This window comes from Microcoleus sp. T3_A4 (assembly GCF_036700465.1).
Lineage (GTDB): Bacteria > Cyanobacteriota > Cyanobacteriia > Cyanobacteriales > Microcoleaceae > Microcoleus.
The window spans coordinates 25838-45101 of sequence record NZ_JAUBOY010000031.1 but is presented as its reverse complement, the minus strand read 5'-3'; the positions used below and the strand labels follow the sequence as shown (position 1 = coordinate 45101).

Sequence of the window (19264 nt, the reverse complement as noted above, 5' to 3'; positions counted from 1 at the left end):
TGGACGCAGAAACTCGCACTCCTGGGTGCATAACCTAATTATGTAGGCTAAGCCTGAAGCTGCTTACTGTGTTAGAGTAGCGTGTTATACCCCACTTTTTGCGTCTAGAAATAACAGGGTTTGATGTAGGAAAATACTGCGTGGAGTTCCCTGGCTGTGGCTTGAACAACCCGGAATGTTAGTCAAGTTCCAGCAGGTAGAATTTCACCAGAAATTATGAAGTTAAAATCAAGATAAACTGCTAATTTGGGAAGATAAAATGAAAAAAAATTTCGTAGCAGTTTTTGGTAGCCCGATATGTTCGCGCGTAATGGCTAATTAGTAATTGGTAATTGATACGAGTTTAAAACACTAAATATCAATTTTGTTCTGATTCATCTGCAGGCGACGGGGGCCACGCAGCTTGGCGACCTAGTTGCTGTTGCCGAATTCGCTCCAAATTCCCTGCTGGAATAGAAGCTATAAGTTGTCGCGTGTAAGCTTGCTGCGGTTGGCGGTAAATGCGCTCGGCAGTTCCAATTTCCTCGATTTTACCTTTGTTCATGACGATCGCGCGATCGCTCATAAACTTGACCACGCTCAAATCGTGAGAAATAAAAATATAAGTCAGTCCAAACTCTGTTTGCAACTCCTTCAGCAAATTTAAAACTTGCGCCTGCACCGACACATCTAAGGCCGAAACCGACTCATCGCAAATAATAAACTTAGGATTCAAAGCCAAAGCTCTAGCAATACAAATTCGCTGCCGCTGTCCCCCGGAAAACTCGTGAGGGTAGCGCCGCATAAAATCGGGATTTAAACCCACTCTATCCAACAAATAAGCCCCGCGATCGCGCTGTTCTTTCTGGTTCTTACCAAAGCGGTGAATCACCATCGGTTCCATCACCGCATCCCCAACATTTAGGCGTGGATCGAGAGAACTAAAAGGGTCTTGAAAAATAATTTGCATATCGCGCCGCAGCCAGCGCAATTTGCGATCGTACTCTTTTTTCATCCGATAATTAGCCATCCACTGCGATGCCGAACTACTTTTCGTAGGAGGCGTAATTTCTTGACCTTCAAAAAACACTTTACCGCTGGCGATCGGAATTAATTGCAGCAAGGCTCTCGCCAAAGTTGATTTGCCGCAGCCCGACTCGCCCACCAAACCCAAAGTCTCGCCCGGGTAAACCTCAAAAGAAATATCATTTACCGCCATAAACAAGCGTTGAGTTTCGCCAAATATCCCCTGCACCGGAAAACCGACGCGCAAGTTATTAACAGCTAGCAAAGGGCCGGAAATATGCGGCAGCCGAGGCGGTTTTCCTGTGACAAAAGCGGGATTTCCCCCGCTGTTGTCGCCGTCTAAATCGGCATTTTTCTCGACAATTACTAATTCGCCGCTAGCATTTGTGGTGACATCCATAAAATCGGAAACTGTCGGCAAGCGGCGCAGTTGCCGATCGAGAGTTGGGCGGCAAGCTAACAGACCTTTTGTGTAAGGATGTTGGGGATTGCTGAAAATTTGTTCGATCGCACCGCACTCAACAATCTTGCCTCGGTACATCACCGCCACCGTATCGCCAATTTCAGCAATGACGCCCAAATCGTGGGTAATAAAAATCATTGCCATGCCTCTAGAGTCGCGCAACTCGCGCAGCAAAGCTAAGATTGTTGCCTGCACGGTTACGTCCAAAGCCGTGGTAGGTTCATCAGCAATTAATAAAGTTGGATTGCAAGAAATGGCCATTGCAATCATCACGCGCTGGATTTGGCCGCCTGAGAGTTCGTGGGGATAGCGATCGAGCATAGCTTGTTTTTGACCGTTGACGAGCTGCATCAAATCGCGATCGTCCTCCATAAGTGCTTGATTCCCCGCAGCAGTCCGGGAATGCTCTTGCCGCAAAGCCAAACACCGCTGCCTGATCTCATCGTCGGCCGGTAGCAGCTTCACTTCTTGCAGCAGAGAAGCAGCTTGGCGCCGCGCTTCTGTCTGCGACACCTGTTGGTGCAAACAAATGGCTTCTGTGAGTTGAAATCCGATCGTATAAACGGGATTTAGCGAACTCATCGGCTCTTGAAAAATCGTCGCAATCTGGCTGCCCCGGTATGTTTGTTTTTCCCTGTCCGGCATTTCCAGCAGATTCACAGGCCCATTGCTAGCGCCGTCTTTTGTCGAATAAAACCAAATTTCGCCGTCGATTTTCGTTGACGAACTCGACAGCAAACCCATAACAGCGAGGGATGTTACCGATTTTCCCGATCCCGACTCTCCCACGATGCCCAGAGTTTGCCCTCGCTTGACCTCAAAGGAAATGCCGTCAACCGCTTTGACGGTTGCAGACGCATCGCCTGCGTCCGCAGATTGAAATTGAACCCGCAGGTTGCGAACTTCTAGGACGGTTTCACTCATGGAAGTCTATGGCAAAAATTAAAGGGAGATTAAGTGGATTGTAGCAGGGCCTGTTCAAGGCAGAAGGCACGGGGAAAGTTTTAAGATTGCTTCGTTCCTCGCGAAGCGTGGCAATCAGAAAACTCAGAGCTAGTTATAGCGGATCTCAACCAGGTGAGGTACTCGCCGGCTGTCTTAGCAATTTCGCAATTTCGCAATTTCGCAATCGAAAATCGAAAATCCCAATCAGTACCTCACTCAATTGACAATTGCCATAAGTGCCTTCTGCCTGCAATTTTCCTCAAAAACCGATGATTTGAGTGTCAGCAGGAAGTGCAGTGGCTTCGGAGACCTTTTTAAACACGGTTGCCTGTTCGTTTAAGGCATTAGGTCTCGCCTGTCCGGGATTGGTGCCTTGCAACTGAAGGCGCATTTGACCTTCAGCAGTCAACTCAAAAACAGTCTCAACGGTTTGTGTGCTGCTGAGGCCGACATCAAGGTGCATCGGTTTTTCACCGAGATTAACTTTGTACCTCATTTCTTGGGCGCGGACAGCTCCGTCGGGGCCTTTAGCCATGAGGAACAATTTGCCTTCTGGGGCAAAGATGAAGGTGAAAGACTGACCTGAGGCTGTGCCTTGCCATTGGCCTAGAAGTTGCGTGTCGATGTTGCTGGTGGCCGGGGCTGTAGCTTCAGCAATTGTTGGTGTTGCTGCTGATGCGGGGCCGAGTGAGGCGTTGAAGCTAATGAGGATGCCCAAGCAAAGGCTACCTGCGATCGCTTTACCAATCATTTTTGAATTAGACATGAGACAGATCTAAAAATTGGTTATTTGTTTTGTACACTGTAGCGGTAAAACCGTACATTAGTTTAGTTTAAATCCCTTTTAGGGACAGATATAGGTTGAGGTTCAAACCTGCAACGCAGTTGTCATCGCCGGACTAAAGCTTTTCCTGAGCTTGTTGAAGGGTCATTCGATTTTAGATTTTAGATTTTAGATTTTGGATTGACCCCACGGATAAATTTGGGGGCTTGAGGATTTTAGATTTTAGATTGTGGATTGATTCCACGGATAAATCACGTGGCGGGTACCACCTTTGAAATTCGCTTGTCACGGGGCTTTCAGTTTTTTTTATTGTTGTAAAATCCAATACAAATCCGGCTTAAGCTGCACAGTTCGCTGTTCTGAGTAGATTGTTCTTAACTCAAAACAGCTAATTGACTATTGCGTTCGATCGCACCCCCAGATAGTTTGGCAAATCGCTCGCATTAATAGTCTTTCATTAATTTTTTTCAGGATCGGGTTCGACTTGTTCTGTCGGAGATTCCGGCGCGGGTTGCTGTGGATTTCGCGATCGTTTCATTCGCTCCAATGCCTCTGCGTAAGACCAAGCCACGCTCACAAGAAAAGCTTTCGCCATGCCGGACAAATTTTGTGCATCCTCGGTTTCAGGCGCTTCAGCTTTTTGGTTGCCGTCGTTCATCATGTTTTTGTTTTCTCCCGGGCAGGTTTTTCTAGCGATTTTTTGCAGTGTGCGATCGATACCCACAAATTATGATTTTTCTTGCACCCGCACCCTACTTATCTTTGAGGATATGACCTTGATTACCACGAATAATATCATAAATACGCTGATTGGATGACCACATCAGAAAGAAACCTTAACTTCGCTAGTTGCCCGCAGCACTGACTCTTGCTGGAAAGTGCGCTTGTAAGTTTCGATAATTTCATGAATAGCTTGATTTTTTTTCACGACTACTTTCATAAATTAAAATAACTATTTTAGATTTTTCTTTAATCAGAATTCCCGAACTGTTGAGAAACTGCCTGGAGGCATCTAATACGGTTAGCCCTTCCCGAAAGCGAGGGGTAATAACTGCCTTGACAAACTCCTGCTATTCTGATTCATAAATTGTCTCGCATCCCGGTTTTGTTAAGCTAAAATACAGTTCATCTTTGAGGAGATTTGTTTGCTTGGCATTAGTCTCCGAAGTTTCGGGCAGTTGAGCGCGGGCAATTGTCGCAGGACAAACAGGCAGGATGAACAGCAGGCCGGTTAAGCAAAGACTGTTAAGATGTTTATTCATCAGGAATTACCTGCAACTTCTCTATGTAGGGTGCAACTGAGATGTTGCACCATTCTCAATAAGCTTTGTATCAACAGGCAAGATGCCTGTTCCTGAGAATGGTGCAAGATGTGAGGTGCAACCTAAGCGCTTTACCACTTATTTATTCGTCTAAAGGGAAAGAGACGAAAGTTTGCGTAGTTTGACCTCGAACTCGTATTCCAGAGGCTAGCTAAGTCACAATGGATTTGATTTAACATAAAAGACTTCCAACTCAAAAACCCAGTTTCACCTGAGAAACTGGGTTTTTGAGAATCTGTTCTAGTTTATTTATGCTCGCCTACTTGATTGCGTCTGTCGTATTAACTAGCTCAACCTATTTAAACGTCAAACTTTTCAGGTGTTAAGAAACCCGGAAGGGCGAGCTCTCTTGGCTGCGCCCGAAAGTAATCAGGTTTCTCAGTGTTATATTTTTTTAGTTGGAGCTACTAATCCTTTAATTCGCGGATACTTCTCTTAGCAGTGTCTTGATACATCTCCCCGAATTCTTTCACGGCTGCTCCTGCCTCTTGCCCAATCTTCTGAGCTCGTTCGCCGGGAGAGTCTGAGGTTTCGCGAGCTTCTTGCCTCCATTCCCGCGTTGTTTGGGGTCTTTCAGGATTGTTGAGCTCAGACTTTGAGCTGGCTTGCGCGCCAAAACCTTTGTTACTGCTTCCCGCATCAACATTTGTTGTTAGGAGCAGAAAACCGACTAGGACAACACTCAAAAAACTCTTGATTTGAAAACCCTTAAGCAGGGAACTGATGCGAGCAATGGCTGTGGAAATCAAATTCATCTCAGTAATACTCCCTAAGTTAATTGGTGATAATTTTCAACATTTTTTCATCTAATTGACTCGCTCCAAAATCAGCAGCTAATGCGAGGTAAAGCCAACTTAGCTTTAACTTGCGATTAACCACCTAAATAGAGTTATAGGTTAGCGATAAAATCTGGTTAACACGCCACCTATGTGTCAGCCAATTAGCTTTTTCACACATGAATATCACGTTAACAGCCGCCAAATATTTCTACCTCTAACTAAAGTCATAACTTAGTTAGAAGCAAAAAACATATTTTTATACACATGGTTAGACAATTTTTAATCAATCATGCTCTGCAGGGCAAATTCTTATTGCAAGCGATCGCCCGTTTTCACGTCAAACCAGTGCAGCAACTGAGGCGGAAAAACCAGCTCTACAATTTCGGAATTCCAGTGGCGGTCATTTGGCAGCAAAGCCCGCACCGTTACTGAGTCCACACCTTTAACTCGGACGCTAACTAAATTTTGCATTCCCAAGTTTTCCACTAAAAAAACCTCACCTTTAATTGCCTCTGGGGCAGACATCTTGCCGGCCTCTGCATCTGCAAAGCCGACGTGTTCGGGGCGAATTCCCAACACAATTTCTGGTGGCACAGTCGGCATATCTGGGAGTCGAACTCGAAAATCGCCCAACTGAGCAAAATTTCCCTGGCATTTAAGCACGAGCAAATTCATTTGCGGGCTGCCCACAAAACCAGCTACAAACTGATTAGCCGGACGAGTATAAATTAAGTGTGGCGGGTCTAGTTGCTGCACGTTGCCGCTGTTGAGAACTGCGACTTTGGTAGAAAGCGTCATTGCTTCGGTTTGGTCGTGAGTTACGTACACTACAGGAGCTTTTTGGGAGGAAAATAATTGTTTGAGTTCGGCCCTAACTTTTTCCCGCAATAATGCGTCAAGATTGCTCAAAGGTTCGTCGAGCAAAAATACTTCCGGTTGGCGCACTAATGCGCGGCCGAGGGCGACTCGCTGCCGCTGTCCGCCTGATAGTTTTCCTGGTTTGCGATCGATTAATTCCGTCAATCCGAGGGAAGTTGCAACTTCCGTCACTAACCGATTGATTTCGCTGGAGGGGATTTTGCGAAGTTTGAGGCTCGATGCCATATTCTCGTATACTGTCATGTGCGGATACAGCGCGTAACTTTGAAAAACCATTGCAATATCCCGATCGCCCGGTCTGAGATAAGTGACATTGCGATCGCCAATTCTAATCTCGCCTCTAGTTGGCTGTTCCAACCCTGCAATTAACCGCAGCGTCGTAGATTTGCCACACCCCGACGGCCCCAGCAAAGTCAGAAATTCTCCTTCGCTGACATCCAAACTAATGTCTTTTACGGGAACTACTTTAGGGCTGTAGGTTTTATTGAGGTTTTTGAGTTGCAATTTTGCCATGATTTTTAAAGTGTTGACTGTTGACTGTTAACTGTTAACTGTTGACTGTTGACTGTGTTGTTTGACTCGTTCCCAGCAAGAGCCCGGGAACCAGTTCAATCTAAAATCTAAAATCTAAAATCTAAAATCGATTTATCCTTTTACTGCCCCCGCAGTTAAACCCTGAACAATGCGCCGCTGGAACACCAAAACCAGCAAAACCAAGGGCAAAGTTCCCAAAACGGTAGCTGCGGCGATCGGGCCGTAAGGAATCTCAAACACTGACACCCCGCTGAGTTGAGCCGTGGCGACAGGAATAGTTTTCAGAGATTCGCGAGTCATAAATGTTAGTGCAAAAATAAACTCGTTCCAAGCTGAAATAAATGTTAAAATTCCAGTTGTGACTAACGCCGGAAATGTCATCGGTAGCACGATTTGCCACAGCATTTGAAAAGTGTTGTATCCGTCAACTTTAGCCGCATCTTCCAAATCTTTTGGCAACTGTTGAAAGAAACTTCGCATTACCAAAATTGTCAGCGGCAGATTGATAGCAGTGTAAGGAATAATTAATGCTAAATAATTATTGCCTAAATCCAAAGCTTTGACAATTTCTAGCAGTCCCAAAAATAGCAGCACTGCCGGAAATAGGGTAACTATCGTCACAGTTGCCAGGATGATTCTCTCCCCCCACAGCCGCAACCGGGCTAAAGCGTAAGCTGCGGGAGCGCCTACTGCTAAACACAGCAATGTTGAAGTAATGGAAACAAAAGCGCTATTTAAAATGTAAAGTGCAAAGGGGCGGCGCTGGAATAGGGACAGGTAATGCTCGAAAGTAATTCGTTTGGGAATGTAGACGTTTGGAATCGCTGAAATATCCGCATTTACTTTGAAAGAAGTTAGCACTTGCCAGATAATGGGTGCGAGAAAATATGCGACGATTAATATCGCTGAAATTGGCAAGATTAATTGCCGGATGTCAAAGGTTTTTTTGCTAGGTTGTTCGCGGGCGATCGACATAATTTATACCAATCAAATAAATGTGCAACTGTGGGTTATCTCAAATCTAAAATCCCCAATCTAAAATCGTCTTAGTTTCCTCCGGCTGCATTGGTGCGGGCTCTCGATAACAGGTAAGCTGCGATCGCAACTGCTGCCACTAACATCAAAAAAGTACACACCACCAAAGCCGCCCCGTACCCAAAGTCTAAATACCTCATGACCGTGCTGTAAATGTAGATAGAAACCGTCTCCGTTGCCCCCGCCGGCCCCCCTCCCGTCATCACCTGAATCAAGTCAAAAATGCCGAAAGATTGGGCAAATCGAAACAGCAAAGCAATCACAATTTGGGGCATCAGCAGGGGCAGGGTAACTTGACGGAAACTCTGCCAGCTACTCGCGCCGTCAATCGCGTGTGCTTCGTACAAATCACCGGGAATTGACTGCAATCCTGCTAGCAAAAGCAAGCTGACAAAGGGCGTAGTTTTCCACACATCTGCTGTAATCACTGCCATCATTGCCAAAGTCGGATCTCCCAGCCAGCTAATGCTATTTTGAATCAATCCCAAACGCCTTAAAATGTCGTTAATTACGCCGTATTGGTCGTTAAAAATCCACGCCCAAGCTACTCCCATCAATGCAGTCGGCAGCGCCCAAGGTAGCAGAGAGATTGTGCGAACAATGCCGCGCCCTGCGAAGGATTGATTTAAGACTAAGGCAATGCCCATACCGAGAATTAATTCCAGCACAACAGAGGCGACAGTAAATACAGTGGTGTTGCCTAAAGTTTGCCAGAAACGCCCGTCGCCTAACATTCGACTGTAGTTAGCAAAACCGGAAAAAACCAGTTTTAATTCAGTACCGAGGTTTTGGGTGAATAAACTCAGCCAAAAAGCGCGCAATATTGGGTAAGCAAATACTAGCATCAGAATTATCAAAGCTGGTGCTACTAATATCCATCCGGTTTTTTGTTCGCGCTGTCGCATCTTGTCTAATTGCATATTGTTCACCTTTTTCTCGTTTGATATTAATAAGATGGACTTTGTATCTCTCGCTTGTAGCCGAGTCGCGCTCCCCCTAAATCCCCCTTAATAAGGGGGACTTTGAAGGTTCCACTTCTTCCCTTTTTAGAAAATACTTTACAGGTTCCAGTCCCCCCCTTATTAAGGGCGGCTAGGGGGTATCGATCTGAAAGCAAGAAGTTACGAAGCTTGGGGTTGTTTCAAACTGCCTAATAAATTACGAGTTTCGCTAGCTGCTGCTTTCATTGCTTGTTCTGCACTCATTCTCCCGGTAAAAGCTGAACTCAAATAACGCTGCAAAATATCAGAAGCTTGAGCGTATTGTGCCAGGGGCGGGCGCAAAGCTGATCGTTCCACTACTTTTAGCAGTTGCGGGTAGTGGGGATATTTGGCGACTATTTCTTTGTTGGTAAATAGGGATTTATAACTGGGAACTAAACCGGTTTGTAAAATAAATTTGCGCTGGGTTTCCTCGCTGGTAAGGTACTGAATTGCTTTCCACGCTTGTTCTGGATGTTTTGAGGTTTTGGCAATTCCCCAGCCCCAGCCGCCCAAGCATGAACCGCCTGTTTTACCCGTACTGCTGAGCATTGGCTCGATCGCAATTTTGCCTCTAACATTCGATCCTTCGGCATTTGCCAGCTTCCAAACATAGGGCCAGTTTCGCAAAAAAAGCGCTTTGCCGTTTTGAAACAAAAGCCTGGTTTCTTCTTCGCCGTAGGTGGTGACACCCGGAGGAGAAATGCCAGAGGCGATCGTATTTTTGAGAAATTCCACTGCTTTAATTGCCTCCGGTTTATCTAACCCAACTTCAAAAGTTTGTGGGTTAGCCCAGAAGCCACCGAAACCGGAGAGCACTTCGACAAACATCGCAGATACTCCCTCGTATTGTTTACCTTGCCACAGATAACCCCAAGTTGCTTTTCCCTGTTTCTGCAAGTTTTGAGAGATTTTTACCATCTCTTCAAAAGTTTTCGGGGCTGGAATTTTCGCTTGTTCTAAAATGTCTTTGCGGTAATAAAGCATTCCGGCATCGGAAGCATGGGGAATTCGGTAAAGTTTGCCCCGATACCGCCCGCCTTCGACATTACCTTGGATGAATTTTGATAGTTGTTCGGGGGGAATTCTGTCTGTCAAATCGCTTACCCAACCTGCGGCTGCAAATTTGGGAACCCAGACAATATCCATGTTGATGATGTCGTAGGGCGATTCGCCTAAAAGAAAGGCAGATGTGTAAAGATTTTCTATGAGGTTGCTGTCAAAAGGCCCTTCTATGAGGTTGATGCGAATGTCGGGGTTTTTCTGTTCAAATTCTTTGACAAAGGGTTTCCAGTTAACAAGGTCTTGGCCTTGCATTAACATGGTGAGTACGACTGGCTGTTGAGTCAGTGCCGGCAGAATAAATAAAAGCAAGACGGCGGCTAATGTGACAGCGAATAAGGCTAAAAGACGGGGACGCTTCTGGCTTCGTTGCAGCAGGGAATTTATTTTTTGCATTTGCTTTTGAGAAATGGCGGTGCGATCGCCTTCTTTCTCTCATAACTCGCTTTCTTTTGTTTCGCTGGATTTACCGAGTTTATGCAATAAAAATTTAAGTAAACTTTAGCTTACTTAATAATGCTTGAGTGAAGAGTGCAAATTTTGATTTAACTAGCGAGAATGGGATTTAAGTAAACATCTATCTACAGATAGATATTGAGAGAATTGTCTGACTTGATAAAAGTCGGCGGTTGAAACAGCTCAAGAGTCAAACTTTCGTCCCTCTCGCTTGAGACTAAAGAATCAACGGGGTATTAAAGCCGGATTTTGTATTACACACTTTTGACACCCAGCAACCGGGTTTTGTATAGCAACCGCCAAGATGATTAGGACGTTCTTAATCGCACAAACATAAACGGTGGATTGCAACTTCTTCCCTATTCCTTCTTCCCTATTCCTTCTTCCCTTAGCTGTTCAACATTTAAATTGTGTGTCAAAAATCAATAAAACTTTTGTGGGACGGGCTTCTAGCCTGTCCCGAATTTCCAATTTAAATGCGTAACAGCTTATTCCCTATTCCTTCTTCCTTCTTCCTTCTTCCTTATTCCGTGTATCCGTTATATCCATTACATCCGTTACAGAATCCGCTGCCGAACTTCCTTCTTCCTTCTAAATACAAAAAACACCGCTCCTCAAAATAGGAGAACGGTGTATAGGGGGTGTTATGGGTTGTTGTCTGGGATTAACCTTAACAAATCACGATCGGCTGAGGCTATGCCTTGTGATGGTTAAAAAATTGGCACAAACCTGCACTATCGCCCGTTTATCGATCGACCTTGGCGATTAGCCCAACCATTCCACAACAGCATCCTGCTTTGTATTGGTGCGCCGTTCTGGGGTTTCGCGGTTGAATTTCAAGTGGATGGCGCGGTTTTGTTCGCCATCTGCGGCTACTGCAAAAATCGGATAGTCGATTAAGCCGTCTTGGAAGGACATCTGGAAGCGGAAAGTGCCGTCCGGATTGAGTTTAATCGGCTGTCCGCCTACGTAGACGGTAGCGTCGGGCTCGGTGGCGCCGTAAACGATCAGTTCGGCATCAGCAACTAACCAGAACTGGCGGGGGCGCATCGGGGCGGCGAAGCCAACTCCCGACATACCAACACCGGACATACCGAAACCGGACATGGTGAGGCCGGACATACCGACACCAGACATGGTGAGACCGGACATACCGACACCAGACGCTGTGAGGCCGGACATACCGACACCCGACGCGGTGAGGCCTGACATGGTGGGAGCCGCCCACATTCCGACGCCGGAGGGGAACACGTAGGAACTGAGAGCTTGTTCGTGGATGCCGACTTGCTGGACGGAACCGGCGACGTGCTGCATAGAACCGAAAATAGAACCGGCTACGCGCAGGGATTCGGCAGATTCTGCCATGCCGAAGATTTGTTCGTAGATAGCGTTTTCGGTGCTGTAACCGAAGCCATTGGCTGCTTGTGCCATTTTCTTGGCCGGAGGAACCAGTTCGGCGAAGGTTTTGCCTTGCAAGTCTTCTTCCCAGTCGAGGGTGATGAATTGGTCTTCAATCCAGTCGCTGGGATAGACGGGAGGAACGCGGACTTCGGCCGATCGAGCTAATACCAGCCAACGGCCATCTGCACAGCGGTAGCCGATGTCGATCGCGTAGTCCCGATCGCTCACGGGGATTGGCACGTACCATTCCCGCGCCAATTCGTCGCAGGGATATTCTTGAATGCTGTGCGGGCTTTGAATGTCGAGGTTAACATCTGTAACGTCGTAGATCCGCAGGGCTAGTTGCTGTCCTCCTTGGCGACGCAACTCTTCTTTGCGATCGTTGGGAATGTCCCAGTAAGTGTAGGCCCATTCTGGATCGCGTGGCATTAACACCACCCGGCTTTCGCCGTAGCCGTTGGGCAAATCTGCTAAACCTTCATCTACAGACGACAAAGAACCGCCTGTTCTATCTTCTTGACCTAGTTCAAACTTTGCTGCTTCCACTGCTTCTTGTGCCTCTAGTTTGCGAGATGGGCTGTAGGAAAATTTGGTGCGCTGAATTTCTTGAATTGATGCCAGGAGTTGCGATTTCCGCATTCGGCTGTAGCGAGAGACTCCACATTCGCTAGCAACTCTGCGGAGTTGTCGCAAAGTCATCTCTTCTAATGGTGGGCGTTCTTTTGCCATGAGTTGGTTCTCCACTAATTTAGGATTGCGGGTTAGATTTTTCCTTTCAACACAAATGTGTTGACTTTTTGAGTTAGAAACTCTTTTAAATCTACATATTATCGAGCTTCCAAATCTCTCCAACCTTTGAAGCCTTGCTTGTTTTTAGCTTGTCTTTTCCCGATGCGATCGGGGGTTTGGACTTATTGGCTTCTGCGCGCACCGTCCGATCTGAATAAAGCTTTATCTGTCGATTCTTGATTGACAAGATCGATTTTGTGAGTGCGATCGGTGCTGCTAGCAACGCTGTGCTGGCAGCACACGCGCTATTCGACTCCCAGGGCTGCTTAATCCAAGCATTTCTTTGGGATCGCTTTGTCATGACTTAATGTTGCAGACAACTTGCGATCGGGTCAAGGGGTCTTTTGCCTCAATCCTGGGTACTTATACGCATTTTCGTGATTTTGGGGATCGCATTGTCAGGGAATCTTGACAATGCAGTGCCGACGGGGATCGTTCCACACACTATTGTCAAGATTCCCTGATATGAATTAGATGTGAGATTGAGTCGGCTGGGACGGTACTATGGATAGAGGAGATTTAGTACCAAATTTGCTAGGCTGGCAGTTGGCAGATGGTATTTTGCAAGCTTCGCTAACTGACGATCGCCACTACACACCCACATTCCTAAACCCAAAAATGGTTTGACGCGCTACTGATACAGATAAGGTGGGCACTGCACACCCTACACATAGACGTTCTGCGTAAATCTTGTAAAATCTAAAATCTAAAATCTAAAATCTAAAATCGAATGACTCTAACGCTTTACAACAGCTTGACCCGTCGTGAATCACCTTTTGATCCCCTCGAACCCCCAAAGGTGCGGATGTACTGCTGCGGCGTTACGGTATACGATTACTGCCACGTCGGCCACGCCCGCGCTTACATTGTTTGGGACATGGTGCGGCGTTATCTAATGTGGCGGGGATACGATGTGCGCTACGTGCAGAATTTTACAGATATTGACGACAAAATTCTCAACCGCGCCCGCGAAACCAATTCCACAATGGAAGCCGTGGCGGAACGCTTCATCGATGAATATTTTGCAGATATGGACAAGCTGAATATTCTCAGGGCCGATGAATATCCCCGCGCCACCCATACAATGGACGGCATTAAACGGCTGATTCACGAGTTAGAAAATAAAGGTTATGCCTATGCTTCCGGTGGCGACGTTTACTACAATGTGAGGCAGTTTGCCGATTACGGAAAACTTTCCGGCCGCAAGTTGGAAGAAATGCAGGTCGGGGCTAGCGGTAGATTGGAAACGGCAGAAATAGAAGCTCAAAAAAAGCAAGATTCCTCGGATTTTGCCCTATGGAAAAGCGCTAAACCCGGTGAACCTGCTTGGGATTCACCTTGGGGAAAAGGCCGCCCCGGATGGCACATTGAATGTTCGGCAATGGTGCGCGATAGCTTGGGCGAAACTATTGACATTCACTGCGGCGGTTCCGATTTAACTTTCCCCCACCATGAGAATGAAATTGCTCAATCTGAAGCCGCGACGGGCAAGTCACTTGCTAATTATTGGATGCACAATGCTTTTGTGACTGTCAACGGCAAAAAGATGTCGAAATCTTTGCACAATTTTATTACCATTCGCGATTTGTTGGATGGGAATTGGTCGGGTGATTTGGAATCTAACCCCCCCCAACCCCCCCTTGGTAAGGGGGGGAGTAAGAATGGAAGCGAGAAGTCAAAAGCGGTGGAACCGATGGCGGTGAGGCTGTTTGTGTTGATGGCGCAGTATCGCAGTCAAATAGATTTTACCGAAGAGGCGATCGCTAGCGCTCGAAATGGCTGGAATACCATCAATGAAGGTTTGCTGTTTGGCCTTCGATATAATTCTCAACTGAGTTGGGGCGTTGAGAAAACTGGACAGGATGGCAAAGCTGTGCAGGAATTCCAATCAGCGATGGACAATGATTTCAATACTCCCGGCGCTGTGACGGTTTTGTTTGAATTGGCTAAGGAATTGGCCAAAGAAGGCAATATTTTAGTGCATCAGGGAAAAACAGAAACTTCGCCAGATTTGTTGCAGCAAAAATGGGTAACTTTGGTGAGTTTGGCGGGGGTTTTGGGTTTAGAAGTTCAGCCGGAAAGTGATAGCAATGATGCTGTTGACGGTTTGAGTGATGCGGAGATTGAAGCGATGATTCAGCAGCGGAAAGATGCCCGAAAAGCGAGGGATTTTGCTGAGGGCGATCGCATTCGCAACGAACTTAAGGATAATGGGATTACTTTGATCGATCAAAAGGATGGTACAACCATCTGGCACAGGAGTTGAAACTTAGAGTTTTTTAACCGCAGATGAACGCGGATGAACGCAGATGAAATTCTATCCGCGTTCATCTGTGTTCATCTGCTGATATCTGCGGTTAAAAACTCCCATTGACAAACTCCGCAACAGCCGCGACAAATTCTGCGGTTGATTCGTAGGGTAAAACATTGCGCCCCGGCATTAATAAACCTTCAGCATGGGGAAAAGTTGTTAAATATTGCGCTAATCTTTCATCCGGTTTCTCTTCCTTACCCGCTTGACTGATGCTGGAGGCTTTTTCTCCCATCACAATGAGTGCGGGGCGATCGAACTTTTGAATCGTATCGCTATAATCCTGGCGCCAAAACCCCGCTAAAAACGAGAAAACCGCGTGTCTGCTGTCAGGATTTGCCGCCCCTGCCTGCAAAGCATCCAACCATTCGCTGTCAACTTTTGCCGCATCGCCAAACAGTTGTTTCACTGAAAAAGAACGCAAAAACTCAGCGCGTCTGGCGTACCGGTAAAAAGCGTTTCCCAAGGGAGAATTTAACAAATTCCAGACAATTCGTTGCTGTCTTTCGGTCGAATGTTTGTTCATTACCGCCCAAGCTGGAGGCCCTGCGAGAACTAAGCCACGAATTAAATTTGAGCCTCTTTCCTGCTGCTTTTTTGCTAAAGCCAAGCCTACAGACAGTAAAGCACCTTGCACGAGTACGATCGCAGGTTTTTTGACTACAGTTTCCAAGAAATACTGCAACTGTGCGGCCCAATCGTCTGGATAGCAAGCCACAGCCGGCATTTCGCAATCGCCGCAGCCCAAAAGGTCGGGATTATAAATCGGATTAGTGTTCCCTGCTTTGTACCAACTCTCACAAAATCTATGCCAAAAGATTCTTGACAAACCAACTCCTATCGGATGAATTAACAACAAAGGGATGCTATCTTCTGTCGCAGTAGTTGGGTGATAAACTTCATAAGCACAGCGATAATTTTGCCATTCGTAAAACAGCGTTGGGGATTTGATAGATGAGATGGTGGAGAAATCTTGGGTTGAATATGGGGGTTGCATATTATTTTTTTTTGAACCGATGTTACTTTTTATTATAATATGAGTAAGTGCGGGTTTTACCCGACATATATTTGGTAAATGAGAATATAAATAAACCCGCCCTGCGGGATGACATAAGCCCGAATACAAACCTTGATTACTTAATCATGTCAGAACAGCGGATAACTATTTCTTTACCTAACTTGCTGCTAATTGTAGCATCGTCCTTGCTGCTAGTGCTGCTGTGGCAATTGCGGAGCCTGCTAGTAATTCTAATGATATCAGTTGTGCTGGCCGCATCGATCGTCCCGATCGTTAATTGGGCCCAAACGATGCGGGTTCCCCGCTGGCTGGCGGTGATTATGGTTTATTTAACTCTCATCGGCGGATTTAGCGGGACGGTAGTGTTAATCGGGCCCACGGTAATCGAACAAATAGAGTTACTGCTGCGGCAGTTACCAGTTTATGTCGAAAGTTTGCGAACTGTGGCAACTAATGTATTGAGTCGCTTAAGCGACGATGCCCCAACCTTGGTGGGTCTGGTGGACACTCAATCGCTGACTAATTGGCTGATTCGATCGAGCCAACAACTGGTTTTGCGATCGTACAGTTTAACCAGAGGCATTCTCGGCGGTTTCTTCAGCTTAGTTTTAGCATTATTTATTTCAGGTTACATGGTTGCCGACAGCGACACATTAATCAAAAGTTTGGTGCAGTTTTTCCCGAAACCTTGGGATGCAAAATTAGCTTCACAAGCGGCGCCAATCGGTCAAAGAATGGGGAGTTATATTCGAGGCAGAGTCTTAGTTTCGGGCATTTTAGGGATATTTATTACCACAGGTTTGAGCATTTTGGGAATGCCGGAATTTGCTTTAGGCTTGGGTGCGATCGCCGGTGTGACAAACCTGATTCCCTTCATCGGGCCAGTATTGGGAGCAGTACCAGCATTAATCGTAGCATTAGCTAAAGGTGGCTGGGTACTTGTGTGGGTATTGCTGTTATTTGTAATCATCCAAAACTTGGAAACTTACGTCCTCGATCCTTTGCTTGTTGGTTCGTCGGTTGGGGTGCATCCTTTGTATCAATTGCTGTCTGTGTTGGGAGGCGTTCAAGTATTAGGAATTATTGGAGCTGTAATTGTGCCACCTTGGTTTGCGGGAGTGGCAGCTTTGATTGAAAACTTGTATTTAAAACCGAAACTTAGGAGCGAACATCGAGAAGCAATAGATCAGGCTAAAAATAATTCTGACTTGCCACCTCTTACACCTTCGGCGTGACAGCAGGGGAGAAGAGGAAAAGGGGAGAAGTGGAGAAAAGGAGAAGGGGAGTAGGGAATTGAAACATACAATTTATATCGTTTCTGTTGGCATCGGAATAATAATTTTCGGAGTTCAGCGCTTACGTGACCGATCGCGGGGACACTCGTACTTGGGTATAATTCCGTAGTTGCCAGGTTTGATCTTAAATTCAAAACAGCAATTTTAACATCCCAGAAGCCGTTCGATATCAAATCCGTTGGCATCGGAATTATTCATCTCTCTCTTCTCTTCCTCTGCGTCCTCTGTGCCCTCTGCGGTTAAATAATTCCGGTTCAACCGGATGTGATATGACTCCAATTATTCGATCGCTACCATTGACACTTCAACAGTATCTACAAGTCTGCCGACTGATAACTGATGACTGATGACTAAAAACTAAGGACTAATTGCCACCTCAATGCGGCGGTTGCGCTGCCGATTAGTATCAGAACTATTATCCACCGAAGGGCGACTTTCCCCATAGCCGATCGCCACCCAATGATACTTCTGACCGAGCACACCAGACAAATACTGCACCACCGCCTGAGCCCGGGCAAACGACACATTGCGATTATCCGCCGCTTCCCCCGCGTCGTCAGTGTGGCCCGCAACCCGCACAGTTGCCCCCTCGTGATTGCTCAACTCCGCCACCAAATTGTCCAAAATCGCACTTGTTCCCGCGCGCAAAGAAATGCTGCCAGTATCAAACAAAACATCGCTAGGCAGAGTCACCATCAGCCCATCCCCCCCAAACACCGGATTATTGGCATTCTGTGGGGCAGTATTCACCGTTTCAGGGTTCAGACTGGGGCTGCTGCCGATCGCCGGTAAAGCAGGGGCAAGAGTTGCCGCCGTTTCCGGCGCCGCCAATTCCCGCGACATCAACTGCAAACGCTTTTCCAAAGTTTCCGTCGGGCGGCTGCTGCCCAACTGACTCTCCAAAGCCGCCGTGCGACCAATCAGCGCGTTGAGTTCGCCCTGCAACTGTCTCAAATCCGACTGCAATTTCTCTCTCTGGGCAGGACTGACTTTTGACTGCGGAGTCGGTGTAGCGGTTGGTGGCGGGAGCGCCGGAATTGGCGTTGCTGGGGCGCGTTTCGGGCTGGAGGTCAAATTTTGAGTTACACGCAGCAATCTCTCTGCCAGCGGCATCTCCGTCGCCCCTGACGGATAAATTTGAGCGATCGCCATCCCCAAAACCCACGCAAAACCGCTGCCCACCCCCAGCAGCAGCAGTCGAAAAATCAGCGACAGTACAAGCAAACCTTTTCCCCGCGACTTAGAGACGCGAGTGGGGGGGATTGAAGGTTTTTGGTTAAAAGATTGCGTCATATTTCATCCCTCTTGGTGTACATACCAGATTAATTTCGATACTATCTTACCTATCCGATTTGAAATTTGAGATTTGAGATTTGAGATTTATCCTCCCATCTAAAATCTCAAAAAGAAACCCGGTTTCTATAAATCGGGGGTTTAGTGGCGAAGCATTGAGGCAGAAACCAGGTTTCTAGTCTGTTGCGTGCCAGCCTGAATCTGTTGGATAATTCAGTAAAATTTTTGGAAAAAAAACCGATGACTGACCCTTTAAATAGCCCTTATCCGGTTCCTTGGGAATGGATTACTGCCACTCATGCTAAAGTGAGTTCTACTGCCGGCACAGGCCTCCGCTATTATCGCAGTCCATCCCTAGTTTCAACTAACGGCCAATACGCAGCTTACAGTCGAATTGAGTTGCAAGTGCAGCCGGAATTCTCCCGGTGTCGGGTTAGCAGTGTCATGTTTGTGGAAAATCTCAAAACCGGCGAACTGCAAACAGTGGCGGCTGCTTCGCCACTGGCAGAAAGTGGGATGTATGCTGGCGATGATACAGATATGTCCGGGACGATCGCGATTTTAGTGCCTGTTTCTTGGAATCAAGACGGTTCCCGCATTCTCGCCCGCGAATTTGAAGCACTTTTCAACTCTTCCGATATGTCCGACTACGGTGTCATTTGGGACAAAAATGATAACTACACTTATACCGTTGCTCCCGCTCGCAGTCTTTACACTCATGCTGTATTGTTGGGTTGGAGTCAAGTTTGTCCCGGAAAAGTTCTGTTCCGCGCCGGCAATTTGGGCGATCGATCTTGGCCTCTTTGTGCAGTTGATATGACAGGGCAAACGGTAGCAGTCACCGAGGACAAACCCTTAGTTTTCGGCAGTCAAGCCAGCACAGACTGGATCGAACCTAAAACTCGTTTTTAGA

General features: G+C 46.7%; 19 protein-coding genes. 5 read left to right on the top strand and 14 right to left on the bottom strand.

Going from position 1 to position 19264, the window contains the following annotated elements; translation table 11 throughout:
• Positions 1 to 358: 358 nt before the first annotated feature.
• The 12 genes from QUA07_RS18315 to QUA07_RS18260 form a co-directional block, all read right to left on the bottom strand.
• Positions 359 to 2392 (bottom strand): ABC transporter ATP-binding protein, encoded by a 2034-nt coding sequence (locus QUA07_RS18315; protein ID WP_333327599.1) that lies wholly within the window; start codon positions 2390 to 2392, stop codon positions 359 to 361.
• Between the two features lie 280 nt (positions 2393 to 2672).
• Positions 2673 to 3179: a hypothetical protein gene (locus QUA07_RS18310; protein ID WP_333327596.1), complete on the bottom strand. Its 507-nt coding sequence runs from the start codon at positions 3177 to 3179 to the stop codon at positions 2673 to 2675.
• A 475-nt stretch (positions 3180 to 3654) separates the two neighbouring features.
• Positions 3655 to 3858 carry a hypothetical protein gene (locus QUA07_RS18305; protein ID WP_333327593.1) on the bottom strand — a complete coding sequence of 68 codons (204 nt, stop codon included), beginning with the start codon at positions 3856 to 3858 and terminating at the stop codon, positions 3655 to 3657.
• A gap of 162 nt (positions 3859 to 4020) precedes the next feature.
• Positions 4021 to 4137 (bottom strand): DUF3574 domain-containing protein, encoded by a 117-nt coding sequence (locus tag QUA07_RS18300; protein ID WP_333327590.1) that lies wholly within the window; start codon positions 4135 to 4137, stop codon positions 4021 to 4023.
• Positions 4100 to 4246, bottom strand: a complete 147-nt coding sequence (locus QUA07_RS18295; protein WP_333327709.1) for a DUF3574 domain-containing protein — start codon at positions 4244 to 4246, stop codon at positions 4100 to 4102. The genes QUA07_RS18300 and QUA07_RS18295 overlap by 38 nt, the downstream gene beginning before the upstream one ends.
• A 21-nt stretch (positions 4247 to 4267) precedes the next feature.
• The gene (locus QUA07_RS18290) at positions 4268 to 4459 is read right to left on the bottom strand and encodes a hypothetical protein (RefSeq protein ID WP_333327587.1); all 192 of its coding nucleotides are present in this window, start codon (positions 4457 to 4459) and stop codon (positions 4268 to 4270) included.
• Between the two features lie 467 nt (positions 4460 to 4926).
• Positions 4927 to 5274, bottom strand: a complete 348-nt coding sequence (locus QUA07_RS18285) for a hypothetical protein (protein ID WP_333327584.1) — start codon at positions 5272 to 5274, stop codon at positions 4927 to 4929.
• A gap of 333 nt (positions 5275 to 5607) precedes the next feature.
• Positions 5608 to 6690, bottom strand: coding sequence for an ABC transporter ATP-binding protein (locus tag QUA07_RS18280; protein WP_333327581.1), 1083 nt, complete (start codon positions 6688 to 6690; stop codon positions 5608 to 5610).
• A 132-nt stretch (positions 6691 to 6822) separates the two neighbouring features.
• Positions 6823 to 7686, bottom strand: coding sequence for a carbohydrate ABC transporter permease (locus QUA07_RS18275; RefSeq protein WP_333084392.1), 864 nt, complete (start codon positions 7684 to 7686; stop codon positions 6823 to 6825).
• Between the two features lie 71 nt (positions 7687 to 7757).
• Positions 7758 to 8666 (bottom strand): sugar ABC transporter permease, encoded by a 909-nt coding sequence (locus tag QUA07_RS18270; RefSeq protein WP_333327578.1) that lies wholly within the window; start codon positions 8664 to 8666, stop codon positions 7758 to 7760.
• 201 nt (positions 8667 to 8867) lie between these two features.
• The gene (locus QUA07_RS18265) at positions 8868 to 10184 is read right to left on the bottom strand and encodes an ABC transporter substrate-binding protein (RefSeq protein ID WP_333327575.1); all 1317 of its coding nucleotides are present in this window, start codon (positions 10182 to 10184) and stop codon (positions 8868 to 8870) included.
• A gap of 825 nt (positions 10185 to 11009) precedes the next feature.
• Positions 11010 to 12374 carry a DUF4912 domain-containing protein gene (locus tag QUA07_RS18260; RefSeq protein ID WP_333327573.1) on the bottom strand — a complete coding sequence of 455 codons (1365 nt, stop codon included), beginning with the start codon at positions 12372 to 12374 and terminating at the stop codon, positions 11010 to 11012.
• 236 nt (positions 12375 to 12610) lie between these two features.
• On the opposite strand from QUA07_RS18260, the gene QUA07_RS18255 reads away from it, so the two are divergent.
• The 3 genes from QUA07_RS18255 (at position 12611) to cysS (ending at position 14700) form a co-directional block, all read left to right on the top strand.
• A complete protein-coding gene (locus QUA07_RS18255; protein WP_333327570.1) occupies positions 12611 to 12742 on the top strand; it encodes a hypothetical protein in 132 nt (43 codons plus the stop codon).
• 196 nt (positions 12743 to 12938) lie between these two features.
• On the top strand, positions 12939 to 13061 hold the full coding sequence (locus QUA07_RS18250) for a hypothetical protein (protein WP_333327568.1): 123 nt from the start codon (positions 12939 to 12941) through the stop codon (positions 13059 to 13061).
• 103 nt (positions 13062 to 13164) lie between these two features.
• A complete protein-coding gene (gene cysS / locus QUA07_RS18245; protein WP_333327566.1) occupies positions 13165 to 14700 on the top strand; it encodes a cysteine--tRNA ligase in 1536 nt (511 codons plus the stop codon).
• A gap of 91 nt (positions 14701 to 14791) precedes the next feature.
• Here the strand turns inward: cysS and QUA07_RS18240 are convergent, their stop codons facing one another.
• Positions 14792 to 15742: an alpha/beta fold hydrolase gene (locus QUA07_RS18240; RefSeq protein WP_333327563.1), complete on the bottom strand. Its 951-nt coding sequence runs from the start codon at positions 15740 to 15742 to the stop codon at positions 14792 to 14794.
• 146 nt (positions 15743 to 15888) lie between these two features.
• Between QUA07_RS18240 and QUA07_RS18235 the strand changes: the two genes are divergently transcribed.
• Positions 15889 to 16998 (top strand): AI-2E family transporter, encoded by a 1110-nt coding sequence (locus QUA07_RS18235; RefSeq protein WP_333327560.1) that lies wholly within the window; start codon positions 15889 to 15891, stop codon positions 16996 to 16998.
• Between the two features lie 417 nt (positions 16999 to 17415).
• On the opposite strand, the gene QUA07_RS18230 is transcribed toward QUA07_RS18235, so the two are convergent.
• Complete coding sequence (locus QUA07_RS18230; protein WP_333327558.1) at positions 17416 to 18351, bottom strand: OmpA family protein; 936 nt, start codon at positions 18349 to 18351, stop codon at positions 17416 to 17418.
• A gap of 240 nt (positions 18352 to 18591) precedes the next feature.
• Here QUA07_RS18230 and QUA07_RS18225 point away from each other — a divergent pair, with 240 nt between their 5' ends.
• The gene (locus QUA07_RS18225; protein ID WP_333327553.1) at positions 18592 to 19263 is read left to right on the top strand and encodes a hypothetical protein; all 672 of its coding nucleotides are present in this window, start codon (positions 18592 to 18594) and stop codon (positions 19261 to 19263) included.
• Position 19264: the final 1 nt, after the last annotated feature.

Coding starts and splice junctions, on each gene's coding strand:
- QUA07_RS18315 (WP_333327599.1), bottom strand. CDS start 2,392: ATGAGTGAAACCGTCCTAGAAGTTCGCAACCTGCGGGTTCAATTTCAA.
- QUA07_RS18310 (WP_333327596.1), bottom strand. CDS start 3,179: ATGTCTAATTCAAAAATGATTGGTAAAGCGATCGCAGGTAGCCTTTGC.
- QUA07_RS18305 (WP_333327593.1), bottom strand. CDS start 3,858: ATGATGAACGACGGCAACCAAAAAGCTGAAGCGCCTGAAACCGAGGAT.
- QUA07_RS18300 (WP_333327590.1), bottom strand. CDS start 4,137: ATGAAAGTAGTCGTGAAAAAAAATCAAGCTATTCATGAAATTATCGAA.
- QUA07_RS18290 (WP_333327587.1), bottom strand. CDS start 4,459: ATGAATAAACATCTTAACAGTCTTTGCTTAACCGGCCTGCTGTTCATC.
- QUA07_RS18285 (WP_333327584.1), bottom strand. CDS start 5,274: ATGAATTTGATTTCCACAGCCATTGCTCGCATCAGTTCCCTGCTTAAG.
- QUA07_RS18280 (WP_333327581.1), bottom strand. CDS start 6,690: ATGGCAAAATTGCAACTCAAAAACCTCAATAAAACCTACAGCCCTAAA.
- QUA07_RS18275 (WP_333084392.1), bottom strand. CDS start 7,686: ATGTCGATCGCCCGCGAACAACCTAGCAAAAAAACCTTTGACATCCGG.
- QUA07_RS18270 (WP_333327578.1), bottom strand. CDS start 8,666: ATGCAATTAGACAAGATGCGACAGCGCGAACAAAAAACCGGATGGATA.
- QUA07_RS18265 (WP_333327575.1), bottom strand. CDS start 10,184: ATGCAAAAAATAAATTCCCTGCTGCAACGAAGCCAGAAGCGTCCCCGT.
- QUA07_RS18260 (WP_333327573.1), bottom strand. CDS start 12,374: ATGGCAAAAGAACGCCCACCATTAGAAGAGATGACTTTGCGACAACTC.
- QUA07_RS18250 (WP_333327568.1), top strand. CDS start 12,939: ATGGATAGAGGAGATTTAGTACCAAATTTGCTAGGCTGGCAGTTGGCA.
- cysS (WP_333327566.1), top strand. CDS start 13,165: ATGACTCTAACGCTTTACAACAGCTTGACCCGTCGTGAATCACCTTTT.
- QUA07_RS18240 (WP_333327563.1), bottom strand. CDS start 15,742: ATGCAACCCCCATATTCAACCCAAGATTTCTCCACCATCTCATCTATC.
- QUA07_RS18235 (WP_333327560.1), top strand. CDS start 15,889: ATGTCAGAACAGCGGATAACTATTTCTTTACCTAACTTGCTGCTAATT.
- QUA07_RS18230 (WP_333327558.1), bottom strand. CDS start 18,351: ATGACGCAATCTTTTAACCAAAAACCTTCAATCCCCCCCACTCGCGTC.
- QUA07_RS18225 (WP_333327553.1), top strand. CDS start 18,592: ATGACTGACCCTTTAAATAGCCCTTATCCGGTTCCTTGGGAATGGATT.